Below are 16,794 nucleotides of genomic sequence, written 5' to 3'. Positions count from 1 at the left end.
GCTGGAATACACCCGTGTACGTCGTCGCACATCCACTGACGTGGATCCGCAGGAGGTTGCCGCGCGGTCGTCGTGTGCTCGCCGCCGGGGTGCTCGACACCCTCGGGCTCCTGGATCGCTTCCTCTGGCTGCGCGCGAAGCTTCGGCTGCCCGTGCTCTCCGTGTTCACCTACCACCGCATCGCGGAAGTCTCGGAGGTGGACGAGCTCGATCCGGGGGTCGCCGAGGTGAGCGCGCGCGAGTTCGAGGAGCAGCTCGCGGTCATCAAGACGCACGGCACCGTGGTGTCCCTCCGGGACGTGCGGCTCCTCGCGAAGGGGCGGAAGCTCCCGCCGAACCCCGTCATGGTCGCGTTCGACGACGGCTACCGTGACAACCACGACGTCGCGTTGCCCCTCCTCGAGCGCGCGGGGGTCACGGCCACGTTCTTCATCGCCACCGGGTACCCCGACAGGGGCCGCCTCTTCTGGTGGGATCGCGTTGCGCTCCTCATGCACCGGTGCCGTCGGGCGCGCGTCGAGATCGCCTACCCAGCGACCCTCGTGCTCGAGCCGCTGCGCGACCCGATCGCGGCGGCGATGCTCGTCTGCCAGACCATCAAGCGCACCTCCGGGGTCGACATCGGGCGCCTCTGGGACGAGATCGAGCGCGCCACGGGGGTGTCGATCGACCTCGGCGAGGAGCGCGCGCTCGCGACCAGGACGATCATGGACTGGAACCACATCGGGGCGCTGCGCCGGGCGGGCATGGACGTGCAGTCGCACTCGCACAGCCATCGTGTCCTCCAGACGCTCTCGCCGGAAGAGGCCACTCGCGATCTTGCGCGCTCCCGGCGCGTGCTCTCCGACGCGCTGAACGAGGCCGTGTACGCGGTCGCGTACCCCGTCGGATACAGCCTGTGCGGCGCGTTCCATCGCGCCGTGAAGGAGGCCGGCTTCGAGATCGGCTTCACCAACAACTCCGGCCTTTGCATGCTCTCGTCCTTCGACCCCCTGAATTTCCCGCGCATCGCCATGGACCGCGGGCAGATCGGCGCGCTCTTCAAGCTCAAGCTGCTCATCGGCCAGCGGCCCGGCTCCCGGTCCGGCCGCTGATCGAGCAAAGACCGCGCGCCGCTCCGCCGCCGCGCGCCCCGAGCGCCTCCGCTCGCCCGACGCCGCCTCGGCCGGCGCGCGTGTGGCCTGGGCTGTGCACGTGCACGTCGCTGGGCCGGTTCTGCACGCGCGTGGCCTCGATGGGCCAGGAAAGCTGCTGCGCAGCCTGTTCGACGAAGGGGGGCTCCCGTGAAAGGCACAATCCATGAACGCAGCTTCCGCGCCGCCGTATCCATGCTCGGCGCGGCCTCGCTGATCTCCGCGGCCCTCGCGTCGGGATGCGGCGGCGCGTCGGCGCCCGCCGCCTCCGCGAAGGCGCCCGCGCGACCCGCGCAGGCATCGCCCGACGGGCAGGGCGCGCGGGGGGCGAGCGTCGAGCAGCGCGAGCAGCGCGAGGCCCAGCGCGCCTGGTGCGTGTACCTCGAGGCGCTCTACCAGCGGGCCACCGAGCAGGCGAAGGGCTGGCCGAAGTTCGACCAGTGCACGCAGATGACGACGATGGCCTCGCCGAAGATGCTCCAGGCGACCTCGGAGTGCTCGCTGGCAGCGCTGCGGCGCTTCGAGGGCGATCCCTTCACCGCCGCCTATGCGGAGGAGGTGAGCCGCTGCGGCTCCGAGGCCATGACGGCCACCACGCTCCCGCGCGCCGACCTGGCGCCGTACATGGCCGTCCTCTGCGGCCGCCTCGCGGGGTGCGGAGACCTCGATTACGACACCTGCCGGCAGAGCCTGGAGGACGGCCTCGGCCCGCAGCTCGAGCGAGCCATCGGCGCGATGAACAGCCGCGGCCGGCACGAGGTCCGCGCCTGCTTCGGCAAGCTCGCGTGCGGCGCCGATCTCGGCCCCCAGATCTCCGCGTGCCTCGAGCCCATCATGGACGACCTGCTCTGGCTGCCGGGGTGAAGGGCCGCCGCGCCGCGCTCCGCCGCGCCGCGCTCCGCCGCGCCCAGAGCGGCGGCGCCGCGCGGCGGTCAGCCGGGGGAGCCCGGCAGGCGGCAGCGCGCGATCAGAGGGACATGATCGGACAGCCCCGCGAACGCGCCCTTGTGCCCGAACGGATGCGTGCCCGTGAAGTCCAGCCACTGGAGGAGCTCGGACGAGTAGACGTGGTCGAGGTGCATGCGGAGGTTCATGAAGCCGGCCGTCGGGAAGGCGCGCGCCTCGGTCTCGGAGAGGCAGCGGACCTTCGCGAACGCGTCCACGAAGCCGATCTCCTCGCGCAGGAAGCGATCGACCGGCGAGCCTGGTAGCGAGTTGAAATCGCCGACCACCACGAAATTGTCGCTCCGGCGCTCGCGGCGGACGAAATCGGCGAGCACCCTCGCCTCCTCGATCTGATTGGGCCCGAACCCCATCCGCGCCTCGCCTGTCCAGAACTCCCGCGAGAACACGCTCGGCAGGCTGAGGTGGGTGTTGAACACATCGAAGCTCTGCCCGCTCTCGTGCTCGAACGACACGTGCGCGCAGATGCGCGTCTGCTTCAGGCTCTTGACCCCCCGCCGATGGGTGATGTCGTGCGGGCGCTCCGCGTTGTGGTGTCCGATGTGGAATGTGTCGCGCGCGAGCACCGCGAGCCCGGTCGTGTAGATGTTCGTCCGCGAGGTAAGCTTGTAGGTGTGCGCGGGGAAGTAGTAGGCGACGTAGCGCTCGCGCCGCTCTGCCTGCGCCAGCGCCGCGTGCAGCTCCGTCATCAGGCGATCGAGCTGGGTCTCCTCCGGGTGCCAGCGCGGGTTCATCGTCGAGGACCTCAGCGACTGGGTCTCGACCTCCTGGAGGCACACGAGATCGGGCAGCGGGGACATCCGCGCGAGCGTCGTCGCGATCCGGGTGATGGCGGCGCTGGTCGAGGCGATGCCCCGCGTGCCGTGCCCGAAGTAGCGGACGTTATAGGTGACGATCCTGAGCGACGTGGCGTCGTCGCGCGGTGTCCCGGGGCCGCGGAGAGCGCCGGGCGCCGCGCGCGTCGAGGTCGGGTCCGGTACCCGCTCCTCAGGTGTTGTGCCGCTCGAACGAGGTGGGAGGCGTCGCTCGGTCATGTATCCTCTCGCCCATGGGCAAGAACATCATCGTTTCCGAGGATACCATTCGTGACCTGCTGGAAGCGCATGCCTCCCTCTCCGCCTGGTATTACGAGCTCTGGTCGGCCCTGCGGGTCGCGAAGGCCTCGGCGAGCGCCCCCGATGATGCGGCCCGTGCGGCGTTTGTCGAGCGGATGGCCATGAGCTTCCCGGAGGTCGCGTCGATCGCCCGCTCCATCCAGGTGCCGAGGATGTTCGTCCCGCCGCCGCCCGCGGTGAGCGTGCCCCCCGTCGCGGCGGGGGAGACGGGAGGAGATGAGGCCCCGACAGCGATCGAGCCCGCGCCCGCCCGGTTGCGGGAGCTCCATGGCCAGCCACCCAAGAGCCAGCCAGGCTCGGACCCCACCGATGAGCCCGCCCCGGCGCCGTCGCAACCCGCGATCGCTCCTCCACCGCTGGTGGTCCCGTCGACCGTGAAATACGACACCTGAGGTCGAGTCCCTCCTCGGCCGGACTCCCGAGCTTTCACAACAAGACACGCCTCGCGTGCTCACCCTCAGCGCGCCTCGCGCGCTGCTCCTCGATCAGGCCGTCAGCGCGCCGTGCCGCGAGGGGCCTTGCGACGCGCGAGGAGCTGCTCGGCCTCGGCGGCCCCTGTCATGTCGAACCTGGGGTTCAGATCGAGCGCGTCCCGCACGAGCCGCTCGCCTCGCGCCAGGTCCCCCAGGGCGATCCGGATCGCCCCGGCGTGGTAGAGCAAGCGCGCGTCCCTCGTGCTGAGCGCCAGCGCCCTGTCGCTGGCCGCGCGCGCTTCGGCCAGCTTGCCCGCGCGGTACAGCGCCCAGGCGTGAATGTCCTCGGTGTAGATGTCTGCGCGGACGGCGCGCTCTGCGTCGGCGAGGCGGAGCGCCTCGTCGCGCTCCAGGCCCTTGGTCGCGTAGTACAGCGCGAGGGTCCGCCGGTCCGACCGCTGCCCCGCGTCGACCGCGCCGGCGTAGGCCCGCGCTGCGCCGGCGTGGTCGCCTGCAGCCATCCTGGCGTCGCCGAGCAGCCACGCGGTCTCCGCGTCCGGGCGCTGCTGGTGGGCCCGCTCGAGGAGCTCTACGGCGCGGCCCCACGCGCCGCGGGCCAGCGCGACGCGCGCCCTGCCGGCGAGCGCCGGCGGATACGCGGCCTGCGCGGCGAGCGCCCGCTCGAAGCCCAGGTCTGCGCCCTCGTGATCGCCCTCGTGCCAGAACATCATGGCCGCCTCGGTCAGGGTCCACGCGAGCGCCTCGGGTTCGCCCGGGTCGCCGGCGTCGATCGCGAGGCGGATGATCCGCTTCGCCGTCGCCGCGTCGCCCTGGAGCCACCGGAGGTGTGCGGCCCGCGCGTAGGACGGCAGGCCGGGCCGCTGGTCGACCATCCGCTGCGCCGCGTGCGCCGCGACCTGGAAGGCGCCGAGCGCGAGGGCGGCGTCGCTGAGCGTCCCGAGCGCGAGCGCGTCGCCCTCGTCCCGCGAGAGGACCCGCTCCGCCGCGTCGCGCGCCTCGGTGAACCTGCGCTCGTGGATCAGCGCGAGGCCGAGCAGGTTGAGCGACGCGCGATCCCCTGCGGCCAGCGCGAGCCCGACCTCCGCGCACGCGTGAGCCCGGCCGTAGAGCGACGGATCGCCCGAGGCGCGCGCCTTTCGGAGCCACGCGTGGCCGAGCGCGCTCCAGAGATCCGCGCCGCCGGGCGCCGTCGCGATACGTCGGGACAGCGCCTCGATCTCGCGATCGACGGCGCTCGCGCCCGCCGGGGCCGCGAGCGCGAGCGCGCGCGCCGCGTCGAGGCTCGAGGGCGCCGGCGCCTCGGCGGCGCGCCCGGTCGACACCGTCGCGGCCGGGACGGCCTCTGCGCGCGGGCGCTCGGTGCAACCGAGGCTTCCGCTCAGGGCAGCGCAGGCGAAGAGGCAACCCGTTCGTCGCAGCATCGGAGCGCTGACCTCCCCTCGCGCCGGAGCTCCGCCCTGGGCGCGCCGTGGTTCTCCCGGGGGCGTCACAGGCTCGATCCGAGCGCGAAAGAGCTTGCCTCGCCGGCCTGCGCCGGCAAGCTCGCCGCTCCAGCGCATCGTTCGATCGACCAGCAGCGCGCAGCGCGGAGGAGATCGCATTGCCTGTCCAGACGGATGGCGACCGCCTGCAGCGGCTCTGCGCCGCGGCGTTGATCGTGCACCTCTGCGCCGCGTGTGCTCGCCGCACCTCGCCGGAGGCGGGCGCGACCGCGACGCCCTCGCCAGGGGCGGATGCGGACGCGGCGCCCTCGCCGGAGGCGGGCGCGACCGCGGCGCCCTCGCCGACAGGGCCCGCGGAGAACCTGCCGGGCGACGAGATCACCCCCGTCTACGGGAAGGCCGAGGGCGCGCCGGAGCCGCTCGCGGCCCGGCTGTGCGACGCGCTTCATGCGTTGCCCGCGCGGCGCAAGGCGGCGTGCTGCGGCGGCGCCGCGGGCTTCCAGGCCGCCGCCGAGTGCGCGCGCGCCCTGAGCGTCGCGGTGCGCGCGCGGGCGGTGACGCTATCGACCGACGAGGTGGGCCGCTGTGTCGAGGTGATGGAGCGGTCGCTCGATGGATGCGACTGGGTCTCTCCGCTCGCCGCCCCGGTCCCGCCAGCATGCGAGGGGATCGTGCTGGGCGCGCTCGACGAGGGGGCCCGGTGCCGATCGTCGCTCGAGTGCGCGGGCGGGCTGCGCTGCGAAGGCGCCGGCCCCACCGACGCGGGCACCTGCCGCGCCCCGCGCCCCGCGGGGCCCTGCGGCCTCTCGGTCGACGCGCTGGCCGCGGTCACCCGGCAGACGCGCTACGCCGAGGCGCACCCCGAGTGCCGCGGCCACTGCGCCGGGCGCGCGTGCGCGGACGATGTCCCGCTCGGCGGCCGCTGCGAGGCCCACGCGGCCTGCGGTCGGGGCCGCCGCTGCGTCGACGCGCGCTGCAGCGAGGTGGCGCTGCCCTCCGCCGGCGCTGCCTGCCTCGGCGGGCTCTGCGCGGCCGGCGCGCGCTGCGTTGACGGGCGCTGCGCGGCGCCGAAGGCCGAGGGCGAGGCCTGCACGCGCGACGGCGAGTGCCGCGCCGCGTGTGTTCGACGAGCGCGCGGGGGCGCCGCGCGCGGCGTGTGCGGGATGCGGTGCGCTGCGCCGTGACAGGCGAGCTGCGCGCTGCGCCACGCCGGGCGGCTCAGGGCCGGAAGTGGCCCTGGGTCGCGCCCTCCCAGGCCGTCGCGAGGTAAGGGAAGGCGGGGAGGAACCGCGCGTCGTTCGCGCCCACGCCGTCGCCCGCCGTCGCGCCGAGCGCGCCGGTCAGGACGAGCGTGAGCAGCGCGTCGGTGACGTCGGTCTGCTCGTGATCCGCGCCGGGGACCAGCGCGCGGCCGTTCGGGAAGCCCGACGGCATGCCCAGATCGATCCGGAGCACGTCGCCGACGGTCTCCAGGCTGTGCCCTCCGAGGCTCGCGGGCTTCAGGTTGAAGGCGTCGATGAGGTCGGTCCGGCTCTGCTTCAGCGCCTCGGGATCGAAGGCCGCGAGCGGCTGGCCTGCCTGGTAGAGCCCGGCGAACTCGGCGTCCCGCACCAGGATCGGGTTCAGGAAGTAGGCTCCGAAGTTGGCGAGATCGTCGCGCGGGTGCGCGCGGTTGTACTTGTCCTTGTCCTGCAGGCCGATGATCCAGGTGTTGATCAGCGGCAGGCCGACACGCGACACCTGGACCCAGGGACCGAGGCCATCTTCCTTGCCGTTCGCGCGCAGGATCCGCACCTTGCGGCGGCTCGCGGAGGCCCAGACGCCGAGCGTCTGCCGGTCGCTCGGCCCCGGCGTCGGCTCCGCGCCGCCGTTGACCGCGGCGAGCGGGAGCTCGAGCGCGAGCGTGTGGACGTTGAAGCCGGCGAGGTTGTCCCGCGCGGTGCACGACGGGTTCGGCGCCGCGAGGAGCGGGCACAGCCCCGCCAGATCGGACGCGCGGCCGAGATCCGCGTAGAACCCGTCGTCGCGCGGCCCGGCCCAGGCGCGCCCCGCGCCGCCCGCCATCTGCTTGAGGAACTTCGAGGACGTCGCGAAGGCCGGGTAGCCGCCGCCGGTGATCCGGTAGGCGAGCTGGTTCGTCCTCCTCCCGATGTTCGGCGGCGCGACCGCGGCGTCCCTCAGGAGCACGGTCGACGCGCCGCCCTCGATCTTCGTCACGGTGTACGTCTGCTCCCCGCCGGCGAGCTGCGAGAAGAACTCGTTGCCGCCGCTCGGCGCCGGCGTGAGCCCCGCCGGATCCGCCGCCACGTACGGCCTGGTCGAGAACCGGAACTGGTAGGTCAGCGCGTCCTCGAGGCTCGACGGCCCGCGCGCGATGTGCACCTCGTAGAGCACGTCGTCCGAGAAGCCGTGGAAGTTCGGCCCGCTGGCGGGCTCCTCGAGCGGAATGTAGCTCGCGAGGATCACGAGGTTGCCGCCTTCCACCCACGCGTACAGGTCGGTGTTGTCGGCGGCCGGATCCCTCGCGATGGCCGGCGCCTCGCGGTGGCTCGACGCTGCGGCGAGGCTGGGCGCGCTGAGCGCGACGGACGCCGTCAAGACGGCGACGGCGCGCGACGGTCGGTGGATCATGCGTGCGGGTCCTTCCATCGCTCCTCTGCGGCTCATTGCCTGAGCAGGAACACCGAGCCTTGCTCCTGGGCCCCGTGATCGACGAACGCGAAGACGTCGGCGCCCCTCGCCCGGTGCAGCCCCCCGGGCTCGTCGTGGCCAGGCGCGCCGGCGGCCGTCGCCGAGCGCGCTCCGGACGCCACCTCGATCCACACGACCTCGTCGGCGCCTCGGGTCGGGTCGCGCGTGAGCACGAGCAGCGCCGCGTCGTCGCGCGTCAGCGCGATGCCGCACGGATAACCGACGTGGAGCCCGGTCGCGAACGGGCTCACGAAGCCGTCCTCGATCCTGAAGATGGTCGCCGTCTTGTCGGGGCTCGCGAGGGTGTCGCACACGAAGACGTCGCCCCGGCCGGCGACCGCGATCCCGCTCGGGTCGACGAGCGGGCTCCCCTTGGCGAGCGCCGACGCCTCGCCGCCGCGCGCCGGCAGCGAGAACACGCCGGGCTGGCCATCGTCGCGATCGCGCCCCGAGAAGATGATCCGCTCCTCGTTGTCCGCGCCGCGGGCGACCTCGAGGCCACGCGCGCGCAGCCCCTCGCCGCCGTCGATCGGGGCGACGGCGCCGCCGGGCAGGTCGATCGAGAAGAGGGCGCCCGCGTCGTCGAGCGCTGGGTTGCCCGCGCCTGGGTCGGCCACGAAGACGCGACCGCCGTCCGCGCTCGTCGCGATCCCGAGCGGCGCCACGAGCGGCGGACCGGCCGCGATCTCGGCGGCGCCACCGCCGCCTTGCGCGCCGATCCTGAAGACCCCGGCCCTGCCGTCCGCGCCAAGAGCGGTGAAGTACACGTAAGCCCCGACGACATCCGGCGTCGCGTCGAACGCGATCGCCGGGACGAGCGGCAAAGCCGCATAGGGAGCATCACCCCCCGCGCCGCCCCCGCCTCCCGTTCCGCTCGCCGCGGTCGTGCCTGGCGCTCCGCCGGTGGAGCCCGCGCTGGTCCGTCCGGGCGGATCCTCCGCGCGGCTGCAGCCCGGGTTGCTCGCGGCGGCCGCGAGCGACGCGACAGCGCACAGCACACCGGCGCTTCGCCGGAAGTCCCCCCTGGCTTCCGTCATGCCTGCTCCTCCCGAGGGCGCCGTTCGTGCGCTCGGCCCGCGCGGCGCGCGGTGGCGCACGCGACGCGAGCCGCACGGCGATCGCGCGGCGCTGGACGCTGCCCGTTCTGCCACGCGCCTCCCGGATCGAGTAGGCCGCGGCCGCGCCGCGCGCGACAAAGCCGCGTGCACCCTGCCTCTCGTGTCCGGGGTCGCCTGCTGGCGCTCAGGCCCATGAGCAGCGCCGCCCTGGGGGTCCGGACGGCGTTCCCCCGTCGACCGGCTGACAGCCCCGTTTTATAACGACGTCATGTTCGATGTCGCTCGGTCACTGTACGTACGGGCGTTGGAGGACATCCGTGCGGCGGGTCTCTACAAGGAAGAGCGGATCCTCGCGACGCCGCAGGGGCCGGTGATCCGGACCGAAGGCGGCGCCGGGGTCCTCAACTTCTGCGCGAACAACTACCTTGGCCTGTCGTCGCACCCGGCGGTCATCGCGGCGGCGAAGGAGGCAATCGACACGCACGGCTTCGGCCTCTCCAGCGTGCGCTTCATCTGCGGCACGCAGGACCTTCACCGGCGGCTGGAGTCCAGGATCGCCCGCTTCTTCGGCGCCGAGGACGCCATCCTCTACTCGTCGTGCTTCGACGCGAACGGCGGCCTCTTCGAGACGCTCCTCGGCGAGGAGGACGCCGTCATCTCGGACGCACTGAACCACGCGTCGATCATCGACGGCGTCCGCCTCTGCAAGGCCGAGCGGCACCGCTACCCGAACGGGGACATGGCCGCCCTCGAGGACATCCTCCGCGCGACGGCGGGCAAGCGGCTCCGGCTCATCGCCACCGACGGCGTGTTCTCGATGGACGGGTACCTGGCGAAGCTCGATACCATCTGCGATCTCGCCGACAAGTACCGCGCGATGGTGATGGTCGACGACTCGCACGCGACCGGGTTCATGGGGCCGACGGGGCGCGGGACCGCGGAGCTCTGCGGGGTCATGCACCGCGTTGACGTGATCACCTCCACGCTGGGCAAGGCGCTGGGCGGGGCGAGCGGCGGCTTCACGACCGGCCGGCAGCCGATCGTCGACCTGCTCCGGCAGCGATCGCGGCCGTACCTGTTCTCCAACACGCTCGCCCCGGCGATCGCCGGGGCCTCGATCGCCGTGTTCGACCTCATCGACGCGGAGCCCTCGCTGCGCCTGCGGGTGATGGAGAACGCGCGCCGGTTCCGGCAGGGGATGACGCAGGCCGGCTTCACCATCAAGGCCGGCATCCACCCGATCGTGCCCATCATGCTGGGCGACGCGCAGCTCGCGAACGAGATGGCGAGGGCGCTGCTCGCCGAGGGCATCTATGTCATCGGCTTCTCGTACCCCGTCGTGCCGAAGGGCGAGGCCCGCATCCGGGTGCAGCTCTCCGCCGCGCACGAGCCCGAGCACGTCGATCAGGCGATCGACGCCTTCCGGCGGGTCGGCCGGCGCCTCGGCGTCGTCGCCTGAGCGGCTCAGTAGCGGAGGATCACCTTCGGGTGGCTCGAGATCGCCTCCTGGAAGGCCGCCGCGTCGTAGTCCTCGAAGTCGAACACCGTCCCCTCGCCCCGGTTCAGGATGACCTCCCAGATGAGGTCGTGGATGTTCGGATCGCGCGACTCGAGCAGGTGGCGCGTGATGTGCCACGTCTCGAAGATGCGCCGGCCGATCACGCTGTGGAGGCTGATGCCGTCCACGATGAGGCGGTCGAAGTTCTCGATCACCGCGTCACCGCTCTTCAGGCCGAAGAGGATCACGTCGCCCCCGCGCCGCGCCGCGTGGATGGCGTTGTTGACGCTGCTGTTCACGCCGCTCATCTCGAGCACGACGTCGACGCCGACGCCGTCCGTGAGCTTCCGGACCCGCTCCGTCAGCTCGGGATCGCTCGCGTGGGGCCGCTCGGGGCTCGCGCGGTGCGGGCGCAGGACCGCGTCGGCGCCCAGGCGGCGGGCCATCTCGGCGTTCCGCTCCGCCGGCTCCACGCCGATGACGTAGATCGCCCCCATCGCGCGGGCGATCGCGATCGCGAACAGGCCGATGGTGCCGCAGCCGAAGATCGCCACGCGCTTGCCGCGGAGGTTCACCTTGGTGCACGCGTGCACGGCGTTGCCGAACGGCTCCTGCACCGCGGCGACCTCGGGCCGGATCTTCGCGATGTCGGTGCGCCAGAGGTTCTTCGCCGGCAGCTTGACGAGCTCGGCGAAGCAGCCGTCCTCGCTGATCCCGATGATCTTGTCGTCCGCGCACACGTGGGTGTCGCCGACGCGGCACTGGTAGCAAGCGCCGCAGGCGATGTGGCTCTCGGTCGACACGATGTCGCCGATCTGAAGCCCGAATGACCGGCGCGCGTCGGTCCCGAGGTCGACCACGCGGCCGAGCAGCTCGTGGCCGATCGTGCGCGTCGCCTTCCGATCGCGATCGAGCGACGAGAGGATCATGTCCTTGAAGGCGCTGCGGAACCAGATGCCGCGATCCGAGCCGCAGAAGCCCGTCATGATCGGCTTGACGAGGACGCTCGCGCGGTCGTGGTAGTCCCTGGCCTCGTCGATCGCCGGGCGCTCGACCTGATCCTTGGACAGCCCGACGGTGGACTCCCACGGCTGCTTCTCGCGGTTGTACGTCAGCGCCCACATCGCGTCGCTCATGCACCTGGCTCCTGTTCGGGGTTCGAGGCGCACGCAGCTGGCGCACGGGCGCCTCGGGCATGGGAAGCGTGGCGCGTGAACGACCGAGCGCCCATCAGAAAATTGCGCTCGGGCTGCTCACGTCTACCGGCGTCTCCCCTCGGCCTCTTTGGCTCGATCCCGTGGCGCCCCGGGCGTACCGTCTGCTCCGTCGCCCTGGACCGGATGATGACGATGACTCGCCGCGTCGAGATCGAGGGGGACAAGACCGCCCACACGCTGTCGGGAAACTGCGCTCCCACGCGCTGCCGGCGCGGCTTCAGCGGCGCTTCGACGGAGGGCGCGCGGACGGGGGCGGCGGGGTCGTCTCGGAGACGGGGGGCCGCTCGCGGAGGCATTTCTCGAGGCCGTCGTGCAGGGTCGCCTCGTGGGCGCCGGGGAGCTTCGGGCGCCCCATGACGTTCACGAAGAGGCGATCCTGCGCGATGCCGCCGCCGGGGCCGAAGCTCATCCACACGAACATCGCGCGTCCCTTGATGTGATCGAAGGGCACGCCCGCGCCGAGCCCGCCGCGCCAGCTGCGCGAGTCGTGGCTGTTGTTGCGGTTGTCGCCCATCACCCACGCCTCGTTGGCGGCCACCTTGAAGGGGCCCTGGAGATCGCCGCAGATGCCGCCCCGGCACGTGGAGCCCGGCGTGCAGTCGTCGCTCTCCACGCACATCATGCCGTCGGGGTTCTTTTCGTAGAGCGAGAAGTACGACTTGTCTCCGAGGTACTCGACGAACAGCTCCGCTTGCCGGCCCTCGTAGTGGTAGGGGCCGACGTGACAGTGAGGGACGAGCCAGCCGTTGATGACGGGGCGGCCGTTGATCGCCTCCAGCGTGTCGCCGGGGATGGCGATCGTCCGCTTGATGAAGTCCTGCTCCTTGTTCTCCGGGAACTTGAACACCATCACGTCGCCGCGCGACGGCGGCAGGCGAGGGAAGAGGCGCTGGTCGGTCCAGGGGATGAGCGGGCCGTAGGTGAACTTGTTGACGAAGATGTGGTCGCCGACCATGAGGGTCGGGATCATCGAGCCGCTCGGGATCTTGAACGCCTCGACGACGAAGGCGCGCAGGAGGAGCGCGACGGCCACGGCGATGCCGATCGACTCCGCGTACTCGCGCATCTCGCCCTTGCGCCAGCGGCCGAGGTGCTCGCCGACCGCGCGATCGGCGCGGCTGTGGGCGGCGTCGAACTCGTCGGCGTCGAACGTGTCGGCGCTCATCGCGCGCTCGAGGGCCGCGATCGCCTGCGTCACCTGCTCGCGCTCGCCGCTCGTCAGCTCGCGCTCGACGTCACGCTTGCGGCCGCGCAGGATCCGGTGGGCCTCCTCGAGGAGGGCCGCGGCGTCCTCGAAGCGAGCGCGCGCCTTCGGCGGGATGTCCCGGCGGCCGCCGACGCCGATCGCCGACGCGAACGGCAGCTCGTGGCGGAACCGCCAGAGGATCATCGCGAAGATCGTGAAGAGCACGATGCCCGCCGGGATCTGCTGCTCGCCGACGAAGACCCGGAGCGGCTGGGAGCTCCCTCCCTGGGCCGGCGGGGTGAGCAGCCAGACGTTCAGGACCGCGAGTGCGAAGGGAACGATGCAGATCCACACGAGGTGGAACAGGAAGCGCAGCGGCGCCCGGCCGTCCCTGCCCCCTGGCGGAGGAGAGCTGCCCGTCGAGCGCGGGTCTGCGCCGCCTGTCGCCTTGGCCGCGCTGGCGCGGGGCTCCGAGCTCGCGCTGCCCCTCATCGAGGGTCTGAACTCCGAGCTTGCGGGCCGACTGGCCGCGACCGACGGGACGCTCTGGGGTTGATCATCGGGGCGCGGCGGCAAGAGAGAGCTTATGTATACGCCGCCCCTCGCCGCGGCAAGTGCGCAGGCGTGGCGGGCGACGCGCGGTCCGTCGGCGTCGTCGCCCGCGTGTCCTCGTTCGCCTTCGTTGCCCTCGGTCGCCCCTCGTTCGCCCTCGTCAGGGCGCGTCTCCGACCTCGACGGCGTAGCTCACGAGGGCCGCGCGGTCGTCGCGGGCGTACGTCGTTGGCTGCGTCCGCCCCGCGGCGCTCGTGTTGTCGATGACCAGGTAGTATTGCCCCTTGGGCAGCGGCACCGTTCGCCGCCAGGGGGCGCCGGAGTACACAGGCTCGTCGAGCAGGGCCGCCGCGGTCAGGGGCGCCGGCGCGGGCTGCGTCAGGTACGCCTGGAGCCACGGCTCCCCGGCGCCTTGAGGCACGAGGATGACGTCCACGCCGGGCGCGCCCTCGACGGCGACCGTGAGCGTCAGGGCCTCGTCGCTGCCCGCGATCTCCAGCGGGCCGATGTAATCGCGCTGCTCCTGGTGCACCTCGGTGCGCTCGTTCGCCAGGAGCAGCTTGCCGTTGTCGCGGCGCTCGTACGGAGCGTCGGGCCGCCGCCCCTTCTCGATGATGCCGAGCCCGAACTGCACGGCGCCGTCGTCGTCGCGGATGACGGTGAACCCCCGGGCGATCTCGGTCTTCAGGAGCTGGGCGCCGAGCGCGTTCGCGTACGCGCTGCCCTGGGCGAGCGACACGCCGCCGAGCGAGATCGCGGCGGGCTGCTCGATGAGCTTTGTCGTGAAGCTCGCCGCCGTCGTCGAGCGCTGGCGGAAGTACACGTACATCGTGTCGCCATCCATCAGGAAGTCGTGGTCGTACTCGACGGCCGCGCTCGCATCGAAGCTCATGCGCTTCGTCAGGTTCGTCCAGACGACGCCGCTCCCCCCGAACTGGAGGAACAGGTGCCCGTTCGCGAGCTCCTGGGCGACGCACGAGCCCGGGTAGAACCGGCCCGTCACCGGATCCTCGTCGCGGAGGCGCAGCGGCACGCTCCGCTTCCGCATCTCGGTGCAGAGCTGGCTCGTCGCGAAGGCGAGGATGGCCCTGCGGAGGGACAGGTTTCCCGGATCGTTCACGACGCCGGGCATCACGCCGAGCGCGCCTTGGCCGCACGCGCCGCACACCGTTCCGAGCAGCGAGAGGCAGAGCGCGAGGCCGAGCGCGCGCAGCGCGGCGGTGCGGAAGAGCATGGGCGCAGCATAGTCGAAACACCGGCGGGTCGAGCGGCGCGCCGGCGGGTCGAGCGGCGCGCCGCTGTCGGCCCCCGCGCGCCGGTGGTGATAGGGTCACTGCCATGGCGAACGTCGCAGTCATCGGGGCCGGCGCGTGGGGGACGGCGCTGGCGAAGTTGCTGGCGGACAAGGGCAACCCCACCGCGCTCTGGGCGCACCACGGCGAGCTCGCCGAGCGCATCGGCCGCGAGCGCCAGAACGACCGGTACCTGCCGGGCGTGGAGCTGCCCGCGAGCCTGCGGGCGACGGGCGATCTCGAGGACGCGCTCCGCGGCGCGGAGCTCGCGGTCGTGGTCGTCCCGTCGCACGCGCTGCGCGAGGTCGTCCGGGAGGCAGGGCGCCACATCCCCCGCGACGCGCTCGTGTGCAGCGCGACGAAGGGCATCGAGAACGACTCGCTGATGCTGATGAGCGAGGTGCTGGTCGACGAGCTCGGGCGCGAGGCCGAGCCGCGGCTCTCGTACCTGTCGGGCCCGAGCTTCGCGCGCGAGGTCGCGGCCGGCCAGCCGACCACGGTCGTGGTCGCTGGCAGGAGCGAGCGGGAGACGCACGCGGTGCAGCGCATGTTCGCGACCGACAGGTTCCGGGTCTACTCGTCCGATGACGTCGTGGGCGTCGAGGTCGGCGGCGCCCTCAAGAACGTCATCGCCATCGCCGCCGGCATCTGCGACGGCCTCGGCTTCGGCCACAACGCGCGCGCCGGCCTCATCACGCGCGGCCTCGCGGAGATCGGCCGCGTGGCCGCGGCGAAGGGGGCGAACCCGCTCACCCTCGCCGGCCTCTCCGGGATGGGCGACCTTGTGCTCACGTGCACGGGCGAGCTGTCGCGCAACCGCACCGTCGGGATCGAGATGGGCAGGGGACGGAAGCTCGACGAGATCCTCGCCGGCCTCGGCCATGTCGCCGAGGGCGTGAAGACCGCAAAGAGCGCGCACGACCTCGCGGACAAGCTGGGCGTGAGCGCGCCGATCACGGTCGAGGTGTACCGGATGCTGTACGAGGGAAAGCCGCCTCAGCAGGCCGTCGTGGACCTCATGACCCGCGCTCTCACGAGAGAGTGAGACGCGGGGCCGGCTCGCGGGAAGGCACTTTCTCGCGCCGCCGCGCGCCTCGCCTCTCGCGAGCGTGTAAAGTGGCGGCGCGATGCACACGCGACCTCTCATGAGTCTCCTCTCCGCGCTCCTCCTGTCGAGCGTCAGCTCGACGGCCGCTGCCCAGTACGGCGCGCCGCCCTACGGTGGTCAGCAGGGCGGCGCGTACGGCGGTCAGTACGGCGGCGGGTACGGAGGCCAGTACGGCGGCTACGGGTACGCCCCGCAGAAGAAGAGCGAGCCCAAATCGACGCCGCTCGAGGTCGGCTACCTCTACGCCACCTCCGTGGCCTACGGCGTGGGGACCGGCATCTGGATCGACGCGCTCGCCGGCATCGACGATCCCGGCGCGCAGTTCATCGCGCCCGCGCTCCTCGGCGTCGCGGCGCCGGTCGGCGTCTACTTCCTCGACTCGCCGCCGATGCCGCGCGGCATGCCGTCCGCGATCGCCACGGGCATGGTGATCGGCGCGGGCGAGGGGCTCGGCATCGCGTCCTACCAGTACGTCAGCGCGCGGAAGGGCAAGGAGTGGGGCTTCCTCGGGCTCGCGACCGCCGAGGTGATCGGCTCCACCGTCGGCGGCGCGGCGGGCTGGGGTTTCTACTACCTCCTCCGGCCCAAGCCGCAGACCAACATGTTCCTCGCCTCGGGCGCCGTCTGGGGCTCGCTCATCGGCAGCGCGTTCGGGGCCGCCGCCAGCAACGGCGACTGGAGCGAGTCGAACGACAGCATCTCGCTCGGGGGCCTCATCGGGTTCAACGTCGCGACCGCGGGCGCCGTGGGCCTGTCCGTCGCGTGGACGCCCTCGTGGAACCAGCTCGCGTGGATGTGGGGCGGGCTCGGCATTGGCACGGTGGTGTCGTTGCCCATCTACCTCGCGTACATCGGGAGCGATCACGACCCCCGCCGCGGCCTCATCGCCCAGGGCGCGGCGGGCACCCTCGGCCTCGTCGCGGGCGCCTTGTTCCTCGGGAGGCCGGACTCGAGCGCCTCCGTCGCCCTGGACGACCAGGAAGATCGTGGCCGTCCCCCGTTCGCGCGCGTGCTCGGCGGCAGCCTCACGCCCCATCGAGGCGGGCTCGGCGCCGTCGTCGTCGGAGAGCTCTGGTAAGCCGCGGTGTGCCGTCCAACACGGCTG

General features: G+C 72.5%; 14 protein-coding genes. 7 read left to right on the top strand and 7 right to left on the bottom strand.

Features of this window, described 5'->3' with window-relative positions; translation table 11 throughout:
* Positions 1-56 precede the first annotated feature (56 nt).
* Complete coding sequence (locus WMF46_RS38865; protein ID WP_437981838.1) at positions 57-1,094, top strand: polysaccharide deacetylase family protein; 1,038 nt, start codon at positions 57-59, stop codon at positions 1,092-1,094.
* Between the two features lie 189 nt (positions 1,095-1,283).
* Entirely contained in the window at positions 1,284-1,997 is a 714-nt protein-coding gene (locus WMF46_RS38860; protein ID WP_437981837.1) for a hypothetical protein, read from the top strand.
* A gap of 68 nt (positions 1,998-2,065) precedes the next feature.
* Here WMF46_RS38860 and WMF46_RS38855 read toward each other — a convergent pair whose 3' ends face one another.
* Positions 2,066-3,130, bottom strand: a complete 1,065-nt coding sequence (locus WMF46_RS38855; RefSeq protein ID WP_437981836.1) for an endonuclease/exonuclease/phosphatase family protein — start codon at positions 3,128-3,130, stop codon at positions 2,066-2,068.
* Positions 3,131-3,144: 14 nt separating this feature from the next.
* Between WMF46_RS38855 and WMF46_RS38850 the strand changes: the two genes are divergently transcribed.
* On the top strand, positions 3,145-3,603 hold the full coding sequence (locus tag WMF46_RS38850) for a hypothetical protein (protein ID WP_437981835.1): 459 nt from the start codon (positions 3,145-3,147) through the stop codon (positions 3,601-3,603).
* A gap of 101 nt (positions 3,604-3,704) precedes the next feature.
* On the opposite strand, the gene WMF46_RS38845 is transcribed toward WMF46_RS38850, so the two are convergent.
* Positions 3,705-5,066, bottom strand: coding sequence for a tetratricopeptide repeat protein (locus tag WMF46_RS38845; protein ID WP_437981834.1), 1,362 nt, complete (start codon positions 5,064-5,066; stop codon positions 3,705-3,707).
* 179 nt (positions 5,067-5,245) lie between these two features.
* On the opposite strand from WMF46_RS38845, the gene WMF46_RS38840 reads away from it, so the two are divergent.
* Entirely contained in the window at positions 5,246-6,271 is a 1,026-nt protein-coding gene (locus tag WMF46_RS38840) for a hypothetical protein (protein WP_437981833.1), read from the top strand.
* A 34-nt stretch (positions 6,272-6,305) separates the two neighbouring features.
* Here the strand turns inward: WMF46_RS38840 and WMF46_RS38835 are convergent, their stop codons facing one another.
* Positions 6,306-7,718, bottom strand: coding sequence for a DUF4331 domain-containing protein (locus WMF46_RS38835; RefSeq protein WP_437981832.1), 1,413 nt, complete (start codon positions 7,716-7,718; stop codon positions 6,306-6,308).
* 32 nt (positions 7,719-7,750) lie between these two features.
* A complete protein-coding gene (locus WMF46_RS38830; protein WP_437981831.1) occupies positions 7,751-8,815 on the bottom strand; it encodes a hypothetical protein in 1,065 nt (354 codons plus the stop codon).
* A gap of 289 nt (positions 8,816-9,104) precedes the next feature.
* Here WMF46_RS38830 and kbl point away from each other — a divergent pair, with 289 nt between their 5' ends.
* A complete protein-coding gene (gene kbl / locus WMF46_RS38825; RefSeq protein WP_437981830.1) occupies positions 9,105-10,295 on the top strand; it encodes a glycine C-acetyltransferase in 1,191 nt (396 codons plus the stop codon).
* Between the two features lie 5 nt (positions 10,296-10,300).
* Here the strand turns inward: kbl and WMF46_RS38820 are convergent, their stop codons facing one another.
* The 3 genes from WMF46_RS38820 to WMF46_RS38810 form a co-directional block, all read right to left on the bottom strand.
* Positions 10,301-11,470, bottom strand: a complete 1,170-nt coding sequence (locus WMF46_RS38820) for a zinc-binding dehydrogenase (RefSeq protein WP_437545153.1) — start codon at positions 11,468-11,470, stop codon at positions 10,301-10,303.
* A gap of 298 nt (positions 11,471-11,768) precedes the next feature.
* Positions 11,769-13,229, bottom strand: coding sequence for a signal peptidase I (gene lepB / locus WMF46_RS38815; protein WP_437981829.1), 1,461 nt, complete (start codon positions 13,227-13,229; stop codon positions 11,769-11,771).
* Between the two features lie 220 nt (positions 13,230-13,449).
* Complete coding sequence (locus WMF46_RS38810) at positions 13,450-14,523, bottom strand: hypothetical protein (RefSeq protein ID WP_437981828.1); 1,074 nt, start codon at positions 14,521-14,523, stop codon at positions 13,450-13,452.
* A 104-nt stretch (positions 14,524-14,627) separates the two neighbouring features.
* On the opposite strand from WMF46_RS38810, the gene WMF46_RS38805 reads away from it, so the two are divergent.
* Positions 14,628-15,626: an NAD(P)H-dependent glycerol-3-phosphate dehydrogenase gene (locus WMF46_RS38805; protein WP_437545147.1), complete on the top strand. Its 999-nt coding sequence runs from the start codon at positions 14,628-14,630 to the stop codon at positions 15,624-15,626.
* A 100-nt stretch (positions 15,627-15,726) separates the two neighbouring features.
* Complete coding sequence (locus WMF46_RS38800) at positions 15,727-16,767, top strand: hypothetical protein (protein WP_437981827.1); 1,041 nt, start codon at positions 15,727-15,729, stop codon at positions 16,765-16,767.
* Positions 16,768-16,794: the final 27 nt, after the last annotated feature.

This window comes from Sorangium sp. So ce117 (assembly GCF_051524395.1).
Lineage (GTDB): Bacteria > Myxococcota_A > Polyangia > Polyangiales > Polyangiaceae > Sorangium > Sorangium cellulosum_B.
The sequence above is the reverse complement of the archived record's forward strand: the minus strand, read 5'-3'. Positions and strand labels throughout refer to the sequence as shown.